Annotated in this window: 17 protein-coding genes; 7 read left to right on the forward strand and 10 right to left on the reverse strand. The window is 45.8% G+C overall.

Annotated elements, in window-relative coordinates:
* Positions 1 to 62: 62 nt before the first annotated feature.
* Entirely contained in the window at positions 63 to 821 is a 759-nt protein-coding gene (locus tag BQ7489_RS03325; protein WP_072529917.1) for a NigD1/NigD2 family lipoprotein, read from the forward strand.
* 57 nt (positions 822 to 878) lie between these two features.
* On the opposite strand, the gene BQ7489_RS03330 is transcribed toward BQ7489_RS03325, so the two are convergent.
* Positions 879 to 1,553, reverse strand: coding sequence for a YczE/YyaS/YitT family protein (locus BQ7489_RS03330; RefSeq protein ID WP_072529918.1), 675 nt, complete (start codon positions 1,551 to 1,553; stop codon positions 879 to 881).
* Positions 1,554 to 1,698: 145 nt separating this feature from the next.
* On the opposite strand from BQ7489_RS03330, the gene BQ7489_RS03335 reads away from it, so the two are divergent.
* Positions 1,699 to 1,959 carry a GNAT family N-acetyltransferase gene (locus BQ7489_RS03335; protein WP_072531998.1) on the forward strand — a complete coding sequence of 87 codons (261 nt, stop codon included), beginning with the start codon at positions 1,699 to 1,701 and terminating at the stop codon, positions 1,957 to 1,959.
* 17 nt (positions 1,960 to 1,976) lie between these two features.
* Here BQ7489_RS03335 and BQ7489_RS03340 read toward each other — a convergent pair whose 3' ends face one another.
* The 5 genes from BQ7489_RS03340 to BQ7489_RS03360 all read right to left on the reverse strand — a co-directional run bounded on the left by BQ7489_RS03340 (position 1,977) and on the right by BQ7489_RS03360 (position 5,952).
* Positions 1,977 to 3,092, reverse strand: a complete 1,116-nt coding sequence (locus BQ7489_RS03340; protein ID WP_072529919.1) for an AMP-binding protein — start codon at positions 3,090 to 3,092, stop codon at positions 1,977 to 1,979.
* A 55-nt stretch (positions 3,093 to 3,147) separates the two neighbouring features.
* On the reverse strand, positions 3,148 to 4,203 hold the full coding sequence (locus BQ7489_RS03345) for an o-succinylbenzoate synthase (protein ID WP_072531999.1): 1,056 nt from the start codon (positions 4,201 to 4,203) through the stop codon (positions 3,148 to 3,150).
* 52 nt (positions 4,204 to 4,255) lie between these two features.
* A complete protein-coding gene (locus BQ7489_RS03350) occupies positions 4,256 to 4,615 on the reverse strand; it encodes a DUF2023 family protein (RefSeq protein ID WP_072529920.1) in 360 nt (119 codons plus the stop codon).
* A 28-nt stretch (positions 4,616 to 4,643) separates the two neighbouring features.
* Positions 4,644 to 5,150, reverse strand: a complete 507-nt coding sequence (fldA, locus tag BQ7489_RS03355) for a flavodoxin FldA (RefSeq protein ID WP_072529921.1) — start codon at positions 5,148 to 5,150, stop codon at positions 4,644 to 4,646.
* A gap of 181 nt (positions 5,151 to 5,331) precedes the next feature.
* The gene (locus tag BQ7489_RS03360) at positions 5,332 to 5,952 is read right to left on the reverse strand and encodes an HU family DNA-binding protein (RefSeq protein WP_072529922.1); all 621 of its coding nucleotides are present in this window, start codon (positions 5,950 to 5,952) and stop codon (positions 5,332 to 5,334) included.
* Between the two features lie 396 nt (positions 5,953 to 6,348).
* Between BQ7489_RS03360 and BQ7489_RS03365 the strand changes: the two genes are divergently transcribed.
* From BQ7489_RS03365 to BQ7489_RS03375, 3 genes are all read left to right on the forward strand, one after another.
* Positions 6,349 to 6,882, forward strand: coding sequence for a hypothetical protein (locus BQ7489_RS03365; protein WP_162617772.1), 534 nt, complete (start codon positions 6,349 to 6,351; stop codon positions 6,880 to 6,882).
* A 98-nt stretch (positions 6,883 to 6,980) separates the two neighbouring features.
* On the forward strand, positions 6,981 to 7,181 hold the full coding sequence (locus tag BQ7489_RS03370; protein ID WP_162617773.1) for a hypothetical protein: 201 nt from the start codon (positions 6,981 to 6,983) through the stop codon (positions 7,179 to 7,181).
* Between the two features lie 112 nt (positions 7,182 to 7,293).
* Complete coding sequence (locus BQ7489_RS03375; RefSeq protein WP_072529925.1) at positions 7,294 to 10,392, forward strand: DUF3427 domain-containing protein; 3,099 nt, start codon at positions 7,294 to 7,296, stop codon at positions 10,390 to 10,392.
* 145 nt (positions 10,393 to 10,537) lie between these two features.
* Here BQ7489_RS03375 and menB read toward each other — a convergent pair whose 3' ends face one another.
* Genes menB through BQ7489_RS03395 form a run of 4 tightly spaced genes read right to left on the reverse strand, consistent with a single transcriptional unit; the run spans position 10,538 to position 14,615 of the window.
* Positions 10,538 to 11,362, reverse strand: coding sequence for a 1,4-dihydroxy-2-naphthoyl-CoA synthase (gene menB / locus BQ7489_RS03380; RefSeq protein ID WP_072529926.1), 825 nt, complete (start codon positions 11,360 to 11,362; stop codon positions 10,538 to 10,540).
* Positions 11,363 to 11,387: 25 nt separating this feature from the next.
* Complete coding sequence (gene menD / locus BQ7489_RS03385; RefSeq protein WP_072529927.1) at positions 11,388 to 13,052, reverse strand: 2-succinyl-5-enolpyruvyl-6-hydroxy-3-cyclohexene-1-carboxylic-acid synthase; 1,665 nt, start codon at positions 13,050 to 13,052, stop codon at positions 11,388 to 11,390.
* A 4-nt stretch (positions 13,053 to 13,056) separates the two neighbouring features.
* A complete protein-coding gene (locus BQ7489_RS03390) occupies positions 13,057 to 14,190 on the reverse strand; it encodes an isochorismate synthase (RefSeq protein ID WP_072529928.1) in 1,134 nt (377 codons plus the stop codon).
* Positions 14,187 to 14,615 carry a PaaI family thioesterase gene (locus tag BQ7489_RS03395; protein ID WP_072529929.1) on the reverse strand — a complete coding sequence of 143 codons (429 nt, stop codon included), beginning with the start codon at positions 14,613 to 14,615 and terminating at the stop codon, positions 14,187 to 14,189. Before BQ7489_RS03395 ends, BQ7489_RS03390 begins: the two co-directional genes overlap by 4 nt.
* Before the next feature lie 214 nt (positions 14,616 to 14,829).
* On the opposite strand from BQ7489_RS03395, the gene BQ7489_RS03405 reads away from it, so the two are divergent.
* The gene (locus tag BQ7489_RS03405; RefSeq protein ID WP_072529931.1) at positions 14,830 to 15,246 is read left to right on the forward strand and encodes a hypothetical protein; all 417 of its coding nucleotides are present in this window, start codon (positions 14,830 to 14,832) and stop codon (positions 15,244 to 15,246) included.
* Between the two features lie 95 nt (positions 15,247 to 15,341).
* On the forward strand, positions 15,342 to 15,854 hold the full coding sequence (locus BQ7489_RS03410) for a hypothetical protein (RefSeq protein WP_072529932.1): 513 nt from the start codon (positions 15,342 to 15,344) through the stop codon (positions 15,852 to 15,854).
* The last annotated feature ends 64 nt before the right edge of the window (positions 15,855 to 15,918 follow it).

Below are 15,918 nucleotides of genomic sequence, written 5' to 3' on the forward strand. Positions count from 1 at the left end.
TGTCTTTATGCTTTATTTATATGGCAGATAATAAGAATAAATTTTAAACCATAAGATGAATTATGAAGACTCAATCATTATTGCGTAAAGGACTTGTCGCCATGCTGGCTGTATTTCTTTCGGTAGGATTACAGTCATGCCTGGATGACGATGACGACACTTTGTATTTCTCTAATTATTATGCCAATGCGCTTGTAACCGTGAAACTGAACGCCGACAATGCACCTTACCTGCAGTTGGACGACAGTACTACCCTGCGGCCGGTGAATATGTCACGTTCTCCGTTCGGTGAAAAGGAAGTGAGGGCACTGGCGAACATTGCGACTTCCGATGAAGATCCGCAGGGATACAGCCGGGCGGTTTTCGTCAACTGGATTGACAGTCTGCTGACCAAACCGATGGCCCTGAACCTGGGTGAAGAGGAAAACGACCGTACTTACGGTAATGATCCGGTCGAGATTTTCAATGACTGGGTTACCATAGCCGAAGACGGATACCTGACACTCCGTTTCGCTACCCGGTGGGGGAACGGAAAGGCACATTTCGTCAACTTGGTTCCGACGGACAATCCGGAGAATCCGTACGAGGTGGAGTTCCGTCACAATGCGTACGGTGATACGGATGGACGGATGGACGATGCGCTGGTTGCCTTCAAGCTTGACGGGCTGCCCGATACACAAGGCAAGACGGTGAAGCTGAAACTGAAATGGAATTCGTTCAGCGGAGAGAAGTCGACCGAGTTCGACTATTGCACCCGCAAGGCTACCAACCCTCAGGCTGATGCCGTGACCTCTGTCCGTACTTCGGTAAATGTGAAATGATCTATTGCCAAAAAAGCCATTCCAGTATGTGTCTGGAATGGCTTTTTCTTTTTTCCATCAGTGTTTTACAGGAATCAGTCTGTAAAGCATTCTACGTGTCATAATTCTGTGGTTCAGGAAGTTTACTATATATCCTGTAATAAGTGCCGCAATGACCGATCCCTCACGGATGCCTTCTATACGCATGGTGAACGCCAGTGAAGTGACAATGGCCAGAACCACCAGTGTGATATCTACATACACTTTCACGTTTCCGAATTCCTTGTGGCTGTGGCGGCAGATGTATTTTACCAGTCCTTCCGCACTCATCATGGCTACTTTAGGTTTGATTTCGAGTACTACGCCCATAGCCTGGATAATACATCCTACCAGCAGGATACCTACCGACATGGCATAGTTGCCGGGAATCAGTCCCCGGGTGAAGAACATGTTCAAGTCTATGAAGGCCGAGAATATGAACGAAAGCGGGATCTGAAGCAGTATCTCTATGAAATCCTTGCGGGTACCGTATCCGTTGCGGATAAGCAGGAGCTGGATAATGATCATGATCATATTCGTGATGAAGGTCCACGTACCCAATGTGAGCGGTGTATTGATGCTCAGCACATAGTTGATACTCGAAATGGGGGTTGTTCCCAGGGCGGAATGTACAATCAGAACGATTCCTAAAGCCAGAAAATAAAGTCCTACAATAAATACAAGGTAACGTTTCAATAAACTATCTTTTTCCATGGATCTATAAATCCCTCTTTATAAGGGTCATGCAAATTTCGTAAAAAATCCGATATGTTGTATAACATAAAATGTGATTTTTGTCTTATTGTCGCAGATTTTGTATATTGCCTTCAATAATAACCTTTATAACAATATAGAATCTATGGATGTAATGCATGATGAGGCCCGGAATCTTTTCCGGGTGGAGGCTGAAGGGCATACGGCCTATGTGGAATATGCCGTCCATGACGGGGCACTGGATATCCTGCACACCATTGTGCCCGCCGAAATAGGCGGGAAGGGAATCGCTTCGGTTCTGGTAAAGGCCGCCTACGACTATGCGCTGGAGCATGGGCTCAAGCCACTGGCTACTTGCTCGTATGCCGTGGTGTGGCTGCAGCGCCATCCCGAATACCGGCGCTGACAGCCGGTCCGGGGTCGTCAGCATCCACGGGCAATACGGCGTGCGGCGGCCCGGTCGGGTTTTCCCGTTCCGGTAAGTGGAAGCTTGTCTACATACATGACCTGCTTGGGGCGCCAGTAGGGAGGGAGCGTGGCAAATGTGTCTTCGGGAAGCGCCTCTTCGGGAGAGCCGGGAATCTTTTCCAGCAGCAGTACGATGCGTTCGCCGAAACAGGCGTCGGGGGCGGCCGTTATCTGGAAGGGGCGGTGAAGGTGTTTCTTCAGCAGCTCTTCTACCTGTTCTATCTGTACTTTGACACCTCCCGTATTGATTGTATTGTCTTTCCGGCCCAGTATGCGGAACTGCCCTTCGGCGTTGAATTCCACAATATCATTCGTAACCAGCGTCTCCTTGCTTACGGCAGGGGCATGTATTATCAGTGTGCCTTCGTCCGACGGAGAGACCGATACGTTCCCGAACGGTGTGTACCATGTTGAGGCATGAGGACCGTCCAGCCGCCTCAGTGCTATGTGCGACAGGGTTTCGGTCATGCCGTATGTGCTCCATACCGCATGCGGAAAGCTTTTCAAGGCTTCGGCCAGTGCGTCGTCTATGGCACCTCCGCCTATAATGAGGTGTCTGGTTTCTTCCAGCATTTTCCGTTCTTCGGGCACCTGCAGCGAGTTATATACCTGCATGGGTATCATGGCCGAGAATACGGGAGCTTCCTTCATTCCCTGCATGGGATGTCCGCATGGAGTTACGGGCAGCAGGTCGAGCTGTCCTACCAGTGCACGTACCACCACCATTTTTCCCGCAATGTATTGCAGAGGCATGCAGAGCATGGCAGTGTCATGCGGTTTCAGTCCCAGAAAGGACACCGTCATCACGGCACTGTTCATCATACGTCGTTTTTCCACCTGAAGCTCCTTCGGTGTGCCGGTAGATCCCGACGTATGTACTTTCAGTGTTTCGGAGCCGTCGAACCATTCGGCCAGGAAATCGGCCAGTGCGGCATGGAAACTTCCGGCACCGTATCTTTCCCCGAACAACCGTTGTAGCATGCTGGGCTGTCCTGCCGTAGCCTGTGCTTCACGAGGCGTATAGGTTGTGCCGTCGACGGTGATTGTCTGTTGTTCTATTTCAGTAATCATTTTCCCTGTAATTCTGTAGTGTTATCCTATTCTGAAATCCCTGCAGTCGGAAAAATCATTTCCTCAGGAACGCCTGAAGGTCGGGTTCCTTCTCTTCCGGGTGGAACCACAGGCAGTCGCCCTGAATATGCAGCGGATAATCGATGTTGTCGGTAAATAGCAGTCCGGTACCCAGTCCCTGCGGCATGGCCGGCTTCAAGGTAGCGCACCATTGTGCTATGGCGTTCAGTCCCACGTTCGATTCCAGCGCCGAAGTGACCCACCATCCGATACCTCTTTCTGTAGCCAGGTCTATCCATTCCCTGGCTCCACACAGTCCGCCGTGCAGAGACGGCTTCAGGATAATGTAGCGGGGGCGTATCGTTTCAAGCAGTTCCTTTTTCTTCTGGAGTGTGTTTATACCTATCAGCTCCTCGTCGAGCGCTACGGGGAAAGGCGATGATGCGCAGATGGCCGCCATTTCCTTCCACTGTCCGGCCCGGATAGGCTGTTCTATGGAGTGCAGGTTGTAGCGGGCCAGCATTTCCAGCTTGTGCGGTGCATCGGCAGGAGTAAAGGCTCCGTTGGCATCTACGCGCAGTTCAATCTGTGATGGCGGGAAATGTTTGCGGATATGTTCCAGCAGTTCCAGTTCCTTGTTGAAGTCGATGGCGCCTATCTTTACCTTGATGCAGCGGAATCCCAGCCGCATCTTCTCTTCGATGCGCCGGTACATTTCTTCGAAATTTCCCATCCATATCAGTCCGTTGATGGGGATTCCGGCTTTTCCTTCCGAAAAAGACGTGTGCCACAGCTGCAGGTTTCCGGCCTTGAGGTGTGCGAAGGCCGTTTCCAGTCCGAACAGGATGGAAGGGTACGGGCGCAAGGCTTCGTAATCTATTTTTCCGCTATCAGCCGTTTCACGACAGAAGCGTTCCAATATGGCCTCATAGTCGGGGAGGTCGTCGCAGCTCAACGCCGGAAGCGGTGCACATTCGCCCACTCCCCGGCGGCCTGTAGCGGGGTCGGTCACGTTGACATACCACACCTTACGGGTCGTGTAGACACCGCGTGAAGTTCCTGCCGGCTGTTTGAAATGCAGGGTACGCGGAATGACGGTTATTTCATACATACATACTTCTTTTTTGATCGTATGTTGCAAAGATACAAGGTTCCGTTCAATTTCAGTGGCAGGTATTCCGCCTTTTTCTATTGCAGTATCTCCGGCATTGGGCACATATGTCATATCCCAGTAATGCACCCAGTATGAAATCTTCTTCAGGGCTAAGCTTGTTGAGCGGGCAGGTTACCAGCATCCGGATGGCATGAATACATTCCTCCCGTCCGAAGAACAGGTTGATCCGTTCCTCATCTACTTTTTGTATCACATAGTCGATGTTTTGTCTTTTCAGCCGGTTTTCGGCAAAAATCTGGTACCGTCTGTTCATGGTATAAAGTACCATTTGCCGTATTCCTTTCTTGAATTCATAGATGTGGTTCAGAAAAACCTTAAGTTCTACGGGATTGATATCGGGAGTCATCATAGGCTATTTGTCTTTAGAGAGAATCAGTTTATTCCAGTCCGGCTTTCAGGGCATCGGTCCATGCCGTGATACGGCGTTCCGTACGGTCGCTTTCATTGACATCGTCTATAGCCAGTCCCACAAACTTTCCGTCCGTTTCGGCTACAGATGAACTGTACGTATATTCTGATGCGTCTACAGCCCCGATGAATCGGCATCCGCAGTCTTTCAAGTCTTCAAACAGAATCCCCATGCCGTCGCAGAATGTATCCGGATACGATTCCGAATCACCGCAGCCGAACAGGGCTATTGTCTTTCCCGTGAGGTCTGTTCCTTTCAGGACCTTGATACCGTCATACCAGTCATCCTGCAATTCTCCGTCTCCCCATGTAGAGGTCCCTAAAATCAGTACATCGTATGAGGCGGCCAGTCCGCTTGTCAGTTTGCTTACGTCGTGTACGTCGGCTGCGGCAATACCCAATTTGCCGGCAATCAGAGATGCCACATTTTCGGTGGTTCCGGTAGTGGAACCGTAAAAAATACCAGTCTTTTTCATATCTTTTTTCCTTTAGAGTTTGACAAGACAAAGAAAGGGCTTGCATCCGGTTTTTGAAATACCGAAAAATGAGGAATTTGTGGCTGTAGCAGCAGTTACCTGGATAGCATGATTTAGGTATACGGATGGCTGTCCGGTTTTATGTATCGGTGGTAGCATCCTTTTCTGTCATCCGTTATGGCTAGTTTCTTTTTGTATTGTCCGCTACCGGCATGTAGACCGGCTGGTTCCGGGTGCCTGCGTTGCGGATTACCTTTTCGTCGATGAGGCGGTTTATGTGGTTCAGGGCAGTGCTTTTCCTGAAGCCGCACAACTCTTCGAATTTCTGTCGGGTAATGAAGGTGTTTTCTTTGAAATAACCGGTCAGCAATTCTGCGATTTCCTCATGAGTGAGATTCCTGGAGTGCAGGCTGCTGCCTTTACGGCTCTGTTCCAGCCTGAGCGATTTCTCCAGCCGTTTTTTCAGTTGCCTTTCTGCCTGGAACTTCACCGTTTTCAATTTGACAGCCTGCCTGTCCGGTTTGTCGGAGTTTCCAGCGTCTGTACACGACAGTGCCAGTGAAAAATATCCCACCTCGGCCATATGGATCCGGTTTCCTTCCTTCATCACTTCTACCATCACTTCCGACAGTGCGGTGAGTACGGCAATGGTGTCGGCGGCATTTACCGTACAGCGTTTCTGTATCAGTTCGGCCAGTTCGTCCTGTTCCACGGTACGTCCTTCTACAATGCGTGCCTGATAGGTTTTCTTCTGGCTCAGTTTCGATCCCGGGTTTTCATAGATTTCAAATTTTGCGCTCATATAGTAATAAGATTTATAAGGTTTAAAAGGTGTTCAATATCTCTTTAAAAGGTTTTTTAAAGGTCTCTTATGCGTTTGTGGTATGGTAGACGATCGTTTCCTGTATGGTATACGATTGTTTACGGTACGGTAATCAGCCGTCTACGGTATGGCAGACGATATAAAGATAAAGTTGTTTTGTGGATTGGCATAACAGTTTTAGGATAAAATGACTAATGTCTGTTTTTAAACAAGGTTTGGATAACTTTATTGATTGGAAATGAGATTTGATAAAATGATTTGATCTTTCTTAACTAGATCAAATTCCAGAATGTTTTATTTGATAATGATGTATTTTAGTCCTGAATTTTAATTAATATAATTATGCCGAATTGGTGTTATACATCTTATGTTTGTGTGGGAAACAAAAAGGAAGTTTACGATTTATATGAAAAAATGCTTGACTTGACGGAACGTAATACATCTTTAACTGTCAATGATTTTGGTAAAGAATGGGTAGGTAATTTGATTGTAGTGTTGGGTGGAAATTGGAAGGAGATTTCATGTCGTGGTGAATTTGGTGGTTTGGATTTTGAAGACGGTATTCTTCGATTTTTTATAATGTCGGCTTGGGTCGAGTTGTCTGATGTCAGAAAGTTTATAGAATCCTATTATGTAAATCTAAAAATGTATTATTATGCGGAAGAACCCGGATGTAGCTATTATATAACGAACGATGTGATGGGTTATTTTTTCCCGGATAGATATATTTTGGGAATTGAAGATGACGATGATATGTATTTTGAGCATTTGGAGGATTTATTTACGGCAATAGAGACTATGACAGGATTGATTTGTAAATCGGAAGATGACATAGAACGCATTCTTGATACTGGTAATGGAAGATTACTTTCTTTTAATCAAATTGTAGTTGATCATTTTAACCTGTAAATATATTCTTATAAATGCCATGTCCAGGTTTGATTATCTTTTATAATTATCTCTTTTCCTGGTATATTTACGCCATAAACGTAAATTATAATGGTTTTATGGAGACGAGATATAATATAGGAGATATCATTTATTGGTATTGTGATGAAGAACAATGTGTTCATCATGCAGAAGTTTTATTTGTGAATTATGCAGGGGTTGGTTATCCAGATATTAATTATGAGGTAACAACGGAGTGTTGTGGTGAATTGAAAACGCTTTTTATTGATGAGGAGAAAATAATTACACTTGATTTGTAATTTTTTATATTAGAGTTGATTTTGTGTCGTAGAAATTATTCAGTAGACTTGTTATAATATCGTTTTTTCTGTAAGTTTGTTTCTATTCTATGTCATGAGAAATAATATTACTATGAAAGGGTTGGAAGAAGGTGTTTATGAAAATCTAATCAATAAAGATTTACAGGATAAAATAATATATGAAAATGAGATAGGAAAAGTATGTAAAACTATTCCGATTGATAAAGCTGAATCGCCATCAATGCTTTCTGAATATTTGTCTCAGGTTATTTATAATAAGCTAAATGATGAGACATTGTCTACTGAAGAGCGTTTTAAAATAGTTAATAATATTTTAAAAGATGCTGGCGTGCCTGAAGAAGAATATTTAGCCAATTCGGAAAATTATCTTTCAGCTGTTTTATGTAAAGAAAAAGCGGCAGAATTAGCTATTACTCAAAAAGATTTAATACGTCCGTTATCTGGTTTTCGTAATAGTAATTTGTTCACAGGCGGCCAAAGTTTCTTATCATTAGATTCAGAAATAAATAAAGATATAGTTTCAGCTGATCATATTTGCTTAATAGTATCATTTTTAAAGTTATCGGGGATTCGTTTATTGATAGATAACCTTAGTAAGTTTTGCGCCAATAATAATCATACTTTACGTATTATTACAACTACATATTGTGGAGTAACTGATGCAAAAGCTGTACAGCAATTATCTGAATTGCCTAATACGGAGATTAAAATTTCTTATAATACTGATATTGAAAGGTTACATGCAAAGTCTTATATTTTCATTAGAAATTCAGGTTTTCATACGGCCTACATAGGTTCATCTAATCTTTCTAAGTCGGCTCATACGGATGCTTTGGAATGGAATATTCGAGTAACAAATATTGAAAATCCTCATATTATACGCTCTGCTATAGCGACTTTTGAGATGTATTGGAACAGTCCTAATTTTGAAGATTTTCGTATAGGCGGTATTAAAAAATTTTATGATGAAACGCAAAAGAACCAGATAAGATCTAGAACAACAACTGTTTTACAACAATATCGGTTATATCCTTTTCAAAAAGCTATTCTTGACAAGTTACAAGCAATCCGGGAAGAAGCTCATAGTTTTCATAATTTGGTCGTTGCTGCAACAGGTACGGGCAAGACTGTGATATCTGCATTTGATTACCAGTATTTTAAAAGAAATAATTCGCATAATAATCGGTTATTATTTATTGCACATCGCAAAGAGATTCTTGAGAAATCTCTTCAAACTTATCGTGGAGTTTTGGGTGATGCAAATTTTGGAGAGTTATGGGTGGGTGAATATAAGCCGGAGAATGATTTGACACATTTGTTTGTTTCTGTGCAAACGGTGAATTCAAAATTCGAAATATTTAGTAAGTTACCTGCTGATTATTATGATTATATTGTAATTGATGAGGCTCATCACATGGCAGCTAATAGCTATCAACAAATTATAAATTATTTTAAGCCTAAAATATTATTAGGGCTTACAGCAACTCCTGAGCGAATGGATGGTATCAGCCTTTTACCAGATTTTGATAATCATATAAGTGCTGAAATTAGATTGCCTAAAGCGTTAAATGAAGGACTTCTAACTCCTTTTCAATATTTGTGTATTTCAGATAATACGGATTTGCGAGATGAAACACTTTGGGCTGGAGGTAAGTACATTAAATCTAAATTGGCGGATAAATTATGTGATGAAGGACGATTACATATAATTTATCAAGCATTGCAACGTTATATTCCAGACGAGACTACCTGTAAAGCTTTATGTTTTTGTACTAATAAAAAACATGCAGATTTTATGGCTGATGGCTTTAAGAAATTAGGATTAAAAGCTGTAAGTCTTACAGATGAGACTCCTAGAAATGAACGTGAATCGTTAAATCATAAATTAGCCGAAGGAGAAATCAATTATATATGTACCGTTGATATTTATAATGAAGGAGTGGATATTCCTGAAGTTGATACTGTATTATTTTTACGGCCAACAGAAAGTTTAACAATTTTCTTGCAACAGTTAGGTCGTGGCTTAAGATTAAGTGTAGGAAAAAGCCTTTTGACAGTTTTAGATTTTGTAGGTCAGGCTAACCGGTCTTATGATTTTGTAAGTCGTTTTCGTGCTCTTTTAACTAAACCAGGAACCAATGTAGCCGAGCAAATAAAAAAAGGATTTACACTATTACCTCAGGGATGTTATATTCATATGGAGGAAAAAGCTCAAAAATATATTCTTGAGAATATTCAAGGAGCTATTTATAATGTTCCACGTTTGATAAAGGAATTACAAAGTTATTCAATTTGTCCTACCTTGGAAGATTTTCTTGAAGCAAATGGACAAGATATTGGGTTGATATACCGTGATAATCATTGTTGGACTAGTTTAAAACAAAAGGCTGGAAAATGTTATTATACCCCTGATGCGAACACAAAAAAGTTTGAAAAAGGAATGAGTAATTTTTTACATATTAATTCTTTCAGCTATATACGTTTTATAAAAAGACTTATTGCGGATAATTTTAAGTATGAAATTAAAAATAATACGGATGAAACATTTTATTTGATGTTTTATTATACTCTCTTTCAGGATCCTATACAAAAGACATCGTTTAATTCTATTGTAGAAGCTTTGAAATGTTTCGCACAATATGCTTTATTTGTAGAGGAGCTTAAAGAAATTATAGAATATAGGATAGAGCATATTGAAACGAAGACATTTAGTATTGGAAAAGGTCTACCTGAAGCTCTTGAACAATACGGTTGTTATTCTCGTGAAGAAATTTTTATCATTTTTGGCCAACAAACTATTAATAAAAAGATGCAAGGGAATGTATCGGGATTATTCAATTTTGCTAATATAAATACTGAAATATTTTTTGTTACTTTGAATAAGTCGGATAAAGATTTCTCACCTACAACCCAATACCAAGATTATTTGATAAATGATCAAATATTTCATTGGCAATCACAAAATACAGACTGTCATGCAAAGAGAGGACAACGTTTTGTTAATCAACATTCTTTAGGGAAAAAATTTATCTTATTTGTCAGAGAAGATAAATACGATGGATATAGAAATACATGTCCTTTTTATTGCCTTGGACTGATTGATTATATTCGTTCTTATGGCGATTTTCCAATGAATATAGAATGGAAATTACAAGAGCCTGCTTTACCTCAATTTATTAAAGCGGTTTAGTGAATATAAGGGTTTCTTTAATTGTAGGATGGTAAAATGATTAAGTTTTTTATTGTACGGAAAAAAGAAAGGATGCATAACCCATATAGGGCCTGTGCATCCTTCTGTTCCGTATAGTGGGTACCTCCTTCCGGAGCCTTTTTCATCAGGGGAATTTAGGGTATTTAGACCAGTCCGGCTTTCTCTTCTCGAGGAATGCCTTTCCGCCTTCCTGTGCCTCTTCGGTCATATAGTAGAGCATGGTGGCATCACCGGCCAGTTCCTGTATGCCGGCTTGTCCGTCCAGTTCGGCGTTGAGTCCGGCCTTGATCATGCGCAAGGCAAGCGGACTGTGCTGCATCATGGTTTCGGCCCATTCCACTACTTCGTCTTCCAGCTTGTCGAGGGGAACCACTTTGTTTACCAGTCCCATCTGGAGGGCTTCCTGTGCCGAATACTGGCGGCAGAGGAACCAGATTTCACGGGCTTTCTTCTGGCCTACGATACGGGCTAGATAGGATGAGCCGAAGCCGGCGTCGAAGCTTCCCACACGCGGGCCGGTCTGGCCGAAGATGGCGTTTTCGGATGCGATGGTCAGGTCGCATACCACATGGAGTACGTGGCCGCCGCCTATGGCATATCCGTTTACCATGGCGATGACAGGTTTCGGTATGGAGCGTATCTGCTTCTGCACGTCGAGCACATTGAGGCGCGGTACACCGTCGGTGCCTACATAGCCTCCGTGGCCTTTTACGTGCATGTCGCCGCCCGAGCAGAAGGCTTTGTCGCCGGCACCGGTCAGCACCACTACGTTGATGTCCTGACATTCACGGCAGTACAGCAGGGCGTCGCTTATTTCGGATGTGGTGGTCGGGGTGAAGGCGTTACGGTAACGCGGGCGGTTGATGGTTATCTTGGCTATTCCGTTATAATAGTCGAAAAGAATATCCTGGTATTCTTTGATGGTTTTCCATTCTCTGGGTTGTGACATGATTGTTCTGTTTTTTAAGATTGGTTTAGTGTTTCAGTGCCCGGTAATAGTTCTTCAGCAGTTCTATATCGGGATTCTTCTCGGTAAAAACTTCAAGCAGCAGAGGTTTCTGCGTGATTTCGGGCTGGGTGAAGTAGGTTGCCGCAGCCGAAAGTTCCGCATCGTTGTGTGCCGACAGGTATTCGAATCCACGGTCTTCGGCCCAAGCCTTGGCATTGGCCTGATGGGTGGCGGTCACGAACCGGCGGGCGTTTTCATGGAGTTCCAGTCCCGGAAGGGCGTGGAATATCTCGCCTCCGCTGTTGTTGAGCAGCAGTATGCGTACGTTCGATCCGTAGTTGGGGTTCCACAGGGCGTTCATGTCATAGAAGAAGCTCAGGTCGCCTATAATGATGAAGTTCAGCTTTTCGGATACGGTGGCATATCCCAAGGCGGTAGAGAGTGAACCTTCTATTCCGTTGGTACCCCGGTTGGAAAGGATCTCCACATCGGCCGGTACTTTGAAAAGCTGGGCGTAGCGTACGGTAGAGCTGTTGGCCAGGTGCAGCGAGCACGGTGCGGGCAGGCAGGTGATTATTTTCCCGATGGCGCTCATTTCGGAATACGGGAAGTCCACGTCGGGCACGGCTTTGGAGCGTGCTTCCCATCCGCGCGGGTATTCGGGGGTGCGGTTGTCCATCATGGGGGCTATCCTTTCGAGGAATTCGAAAGGGTCCATTTCGATGACGGTGGTAAGCGAACCGAAGAGGTCGACCACTTCGCCGTCGGGCGAAATGTGCCAGTGCTCTATAGGCGGGTGACGCCGGAGGAAGTTTTTCAGGCGTTTGGAGATGATGTGTCCGCCGTAGGTGATAAGCAGTTCGGGGCGCATCTTTTCCTGCTCTTCATTGTTCATGGAGCAGAGCAGCGGATCGATGTTTCGGATGGGTTGTCCGGGTACGGTCTGGTTACTGATGTTTTCGGCAAACCAGGCGAAATGCTTGTAGAGCATCTTTACATAGCGCTTGTCGAAGAGGTAGATCAGGCTCATCTGTCCTACCACCACCATGCGGCGCTGGTATCTGTTGAGGCGTTCTATAAGCGGCTTGTAGTCCTTGTCGTATACGCTCAGGCCTTGGTAGCGGGTAATTACACGGGCTTCGGGCAACTGGTCGACAGGAAGTTTGAAGAACGGTTCGCTGATGGGTACATTGATGTGTACGGGGCCTTTGCCGTGATGGTTCAGCTCCAGCAGGGCCTCGTTGATGAGGCGGTTACAGAACCATTCGTCTTCGTCGGTCTGTACTTCGGGCAGGTTTACCGATTTCTTCACCAGCTTGCCGAATACGTCGGGCTGGGGGAGTGTCTGTCCGTCCATCTGTCCGATCCATGCCGCAGGGCGGTCGGCCGAGATCACTACCAGCGGAACTTGTTGGTAGAAGGCTTCGGCCACGGCGGGGTGCAGGTTGAGCAGGGCAGTGCCCGAAGTGCAGCACACAGCTGCAGGTGCTCCACCGTGCAGGGCCAGACCGATGGCGAAGAAGCCTGCGCTCCGTTCGTCGGTAACCGGGTAGCAGGTGAACTCGGGGATGTTCGTGAAGGTCTGTACCAGAGGGATGTTCCGGCTTCCCGGGCAGAGTACAATCCGTTTGATGCCGTGTGCCTTGAGCAAGGCCGCCAGTTGCAGAATGCTTTTCTTGTCTGTATACATAAAATTACAATATATTTCTCATGGTGTTCATTTTCTGTCGGGTCTCCTCCCATTCGGTTTCGGGAGTGGACGATGCCAGGATGCCGCCTCCGGCATAGAGTGTGGCCCGGTGGTCGCCGATGTTCATGCACCGCAGGTTGACGTACAGGTTGGTGTTTCCCTGCGGGTCTATCCATCCGATGATTCCCGAATAGTAGCTGCGGTCTATGCCTTCGTTTCCGGCTATGAATTCGTAGGCTTCCTGTTTGGGAAGTCCGCATACGGCGGGAGTAGGATGGAGTTCCTGGAGAATATCACCCTGATGGTGGGCATCTTTCAGCAGGAAGTGGAAGTCGGTCTTCAGGTGTACCAGTTGGCCGGCACGGGCGGTATACGGTCCTTTTTCGGTAATCTTGCTACCGAATTTTCTGACTATGCGCCGGATGTATTCGCTCACCAGAGCCTGTTCTTCCTGGTTTTTCCGGCTCCATTCGGTGGGCATTACTTCACCCTGCATGGGCATGGTTCCGGCCAGCGCTACCGTATGCCAGAGGGTTTCATTGCCGCTGAGGATGATTTCGGGTGTGCTTCCCAGCCAGGTTCCCGTTTCGGGTGTGTGGCACAAGGAAATCAGCATGCGAGGATAGCTGTTGCAGGCTTTGATGAACGTAGCCAACGGTGAAAAGTCGGAAGGCAGCCGGTGTTCGGCCTTGCGGCATAGCACCAGTTTCTGGAATTTCTTTTCTTTCAGCGGGACAATGAAGCGCTGGAAGGCAGCCATGTAGGCTTCCCGGTCTTCGTCGGTGTCGGTCACATCTACAGCCCGGCTGCTTTCCCCGCAGCCGCTGTCTACGGCCTCCAGTTCGGGGTGTTTCTGCAGGAAGCTGTCAAGTGCGGGGCAGATGGTGTCCCAGTCGTGTTCCACCAGATCGGGGCGTATCAGTACGATGGGATGTTTTTCCGAAGGGCTGAAGGGGGCGAGCAGGAATCCTTTCTTCCCGTTGAGGTCGGTCAGGCTTTTCATGGTTTCGGGCCGGCCTTCTTCCTGAAGGACGAAAATAGGTTCGTCGGTCCACGGAATCCGGGTGATGGCGAAACTGATGTCGCTTCCGGTCAGTCGGTCGATGAGTTGGTGTATATGCCTTTCGGGTAGGTTCATGGGCGTTCCTTTATGATGAGATTCACTACTCTGGCGGTAGAGACCAGCTTCCCTTCGGGAGTGGTGATGTCTACGTTCCAGACATGTTGGGTACTCCCCCGGTGTATCAGTTTCCCCACCGCTTCCACATGTGTGCCTATGGGCACCATACGGACGTGGCTGGCGCTGACCTGTATGCCGCAGGGCATAGTACCTTCTTCACAGAGGGGATAGGAACCGAATCCGGCCACAATTTCGGCCAGTGCCAGCGAGGCGCCTCCGTTCAGGATGTCGGTGGGCTGGCTGGGGCGCGAGGTACGGCTGTTTACGGGCATGGTAGCCTTTATGTAGCCGTCTTCTACTTCTTCTATCTTGATTCCGAGATGTTCGGGAAGGGAATCCGCCAGACGCGGAAGCCTTGGTTCATTGGTTTGGTTCGGTTTCATAACTATGTCTTTTATCTGTCATTTCTTGCAAATGTATATAATTTCAGGGAATTTCCGGAGTGTGGCGGTGCTTTTTGTGGAGAGGCGTTCGGATATTGCGATGGAGATTCTGGACGCTGGAAACGGGAAATGGCTGAATTTTAATATTTTTTTGTTTGTCTTTGAAATGGAGGTTTCTTATTTTTGTCCACGTGATTAGAAAAGTCGTGCCGTCATGCGAAATCTTCTGTTTATCCTGCTGGTAGCCCTTATCGGTGTGAAGCTCTGTTCCGGTTACGGAATGGAACGGCAGGTTGCGGATATGCCTGAGGGAGCGGCCGTAGTGCCGGACGAGGAACGCCATGCCCGGCAACTGGCCTACAAGGCGTTGGAGAATGCTCTGGACTTTTCAATCTGTTGTGATGAGACGGCCCAGTCGGTCTCCCATCAGTTCAATGTTTCACAACGGCTGTTGCTGCGTATCGTGCAGGGTAATTCCCAGTTGGCGAACAGGATGCAGGCCAAGGATCTGATCAGGTATATCCATCATCAGACAGCCGTGGGTGAGTCTTCATGTGGAGTCTCTTATTGCATAGGCCGTACGGGCGGACAGTCGCTGTATGTCTATGCCATCCGTCATCTTCTGATTTAGCCTGTTGGATTTTTTGTCTTTTTATGTAACGGGCAGGTACGCGTTGTATCTGTCGGAAAAATCTTTTTGTCAAACTTTTAAATCCAATTCTGGTTATGTCAACAAATCAATTACTGTATGCATTTGAAAATCAAGATATAAAGAAACGTATAAATTCACGTAGCATTGTCATTGCCCTGGTCCTGCTGCTGGCGGGATTTGGCGTATTCGGCCTTCTTCCGGCCGATCCGGGATCCAACCTGGACATACTGCGCATCTGTGCCGGCGTTTTTCTGGTGGTGATGGCCTTGTTCTTCCTTACCTTCCGGCTTACCCATCTGGTGTATGTTCCTACTTCAAGCGAAGTCTTGAAGAAGTCGGTATCGTATGATACAGGCGATTTCATCGGTCTGAAGGCCGGGCTGGGCAAATTTGTGGATGTGTCGGGTATCCGTATGGTCGACGACAAGAGTCCGGTACGTATGGACTGCTTCCATTCCAGAGACGGCCGTTACATCGCTTTCCAGCTTTTCCAGTATGCTTCATACCTTGACCAGCCCATTTCGGCTGTTTTCCATTTGAAGGATGAAGCTGCCCGCGGACTCATGGATATGATGGATAAGAAATGATTCTTCCGCATCCGTCCCTTTATAGGTTACCGGGATATTCGATAGGTATGATGAAATATTCGAT

It is taken from the genome of Bacteroides ilei (assembly GCF_900128495.1).
Taxonomy (GTDB): Bacteria; Bacteroidota; Bacteroidia; order Bacteroidales; family Bacteroidaceae; genus Phocaeicola; species Phocaeicola ilei.

Bases quoted from the DNA above. Each gene is read 5' to 3' on its own strand.
- BQ7489_RS03375 (WP_072529925.1), top strand. From the start codon at position 7,294: ATGAAAGGGTTGGAAGAAGGTGTTTATGAAAATCTAATCAATAAAGAT.
- BQ7489_RS03335 (WP_072531998.1), top strand. From the start codon at position 1,699: ATGGATGTAATGCATGATGAGGCCCGGAATCTTTTCCGGGTGGAGGCT.
- BQ7489_RS03410 (WP_072529932.1), top strand. From the start codon at position 15,342: ATGTCAACAAATCAATTACTGTATGCATTTGAAAATCAAGATATAAAG.
- BQ7489_RS03325 (WP_072529917.1), top strand. From the start codon at position 63: ATGAAGACTCAATCATTATTGCGTAAAGGACTTGTCGCCATGCTGGCT.
- BQ7489_RS03345 (WP_072531999.1), bottom strand. From the start codon at position 4,203: ATGTATGAAATAACCGTCATTCCGCGTACCCTGCATTTCAAACAGCCG.
- BQ7489_RS03350 (WP_072529920.1), bottom strand. From the start codon at position 4,615: ATGATGACTCCCGATATCAATCCCGTAGAACTTAAGGTTTTTCTGAAC.
- BQ7489_RS03370 (WP_162617773.1), top strand. From the start codon at position 6,981: ATGGAGACGAGATATAATATAGGAGATATCATTTATTGGTATTGTGAT.
- menD (WP_072529927.1), bottom strand. From the start codon at position 13,052: ATGTATACAGACAAGAAAAGCATTCTGCAACTGGCGGCCTTGCTCAAG.
- BQ7489_RS03390 (WP_072529928.1), bottom strand. From the start codon at position 14,190: ATGAACCTACCCGAAAGGCATATACACCAACTCATCGACCGACTGACC.
- BQ7489_RS03395 (WP_072529929.1), bottom strand. From the start codon at position 14,615: ATGAAACCGAACCAAACCAATGAACCAAGGCTTCCGCGTCTGGCGGAT.
- menB (WP_072529926.1), bottom strand. From the start codon at position 11,362: ATGTCACAACCCAGAGAATGGAAAACCATCAAAGAATACCAGGATATT.
- BQ7489_RS03405 (WP_072529931.1), top strand. From the start codon at position 14,830: ATGCGAAATCTTCTGTTTATCCTGCTGGTAGCCCTTATCGGTGTGAAG.
- fldA (WP_072529921.1), bottom strand. From the start codon at position 5,150: ATGAAAAAGACTGGTATTTTTTACGGTTCCACTACCGGAACCACCGAA.
- BQ7489_RS03360 (WP_072529922.1), bottom strand. From the start codon at position 5,952: ATGAGCGCAAAATTTGAAATCTATGAAAACCCGGGATCGAAACTGAGC.
- BQ7489_RS03330 (WP_072529918.1), bottom strand. From the start codon at position 1,553: ATGGAAAAAGATAGTTTATTGAAACGTTACCTTGTATTTATTGTAGGA.
- BQ7489_RS03340 (WP_072529919.1), bottom strand. From the start codon at position 3,092: ATGATTACTGAAATAGAACAACAGACAATCACCGTCGACGGCACAACC.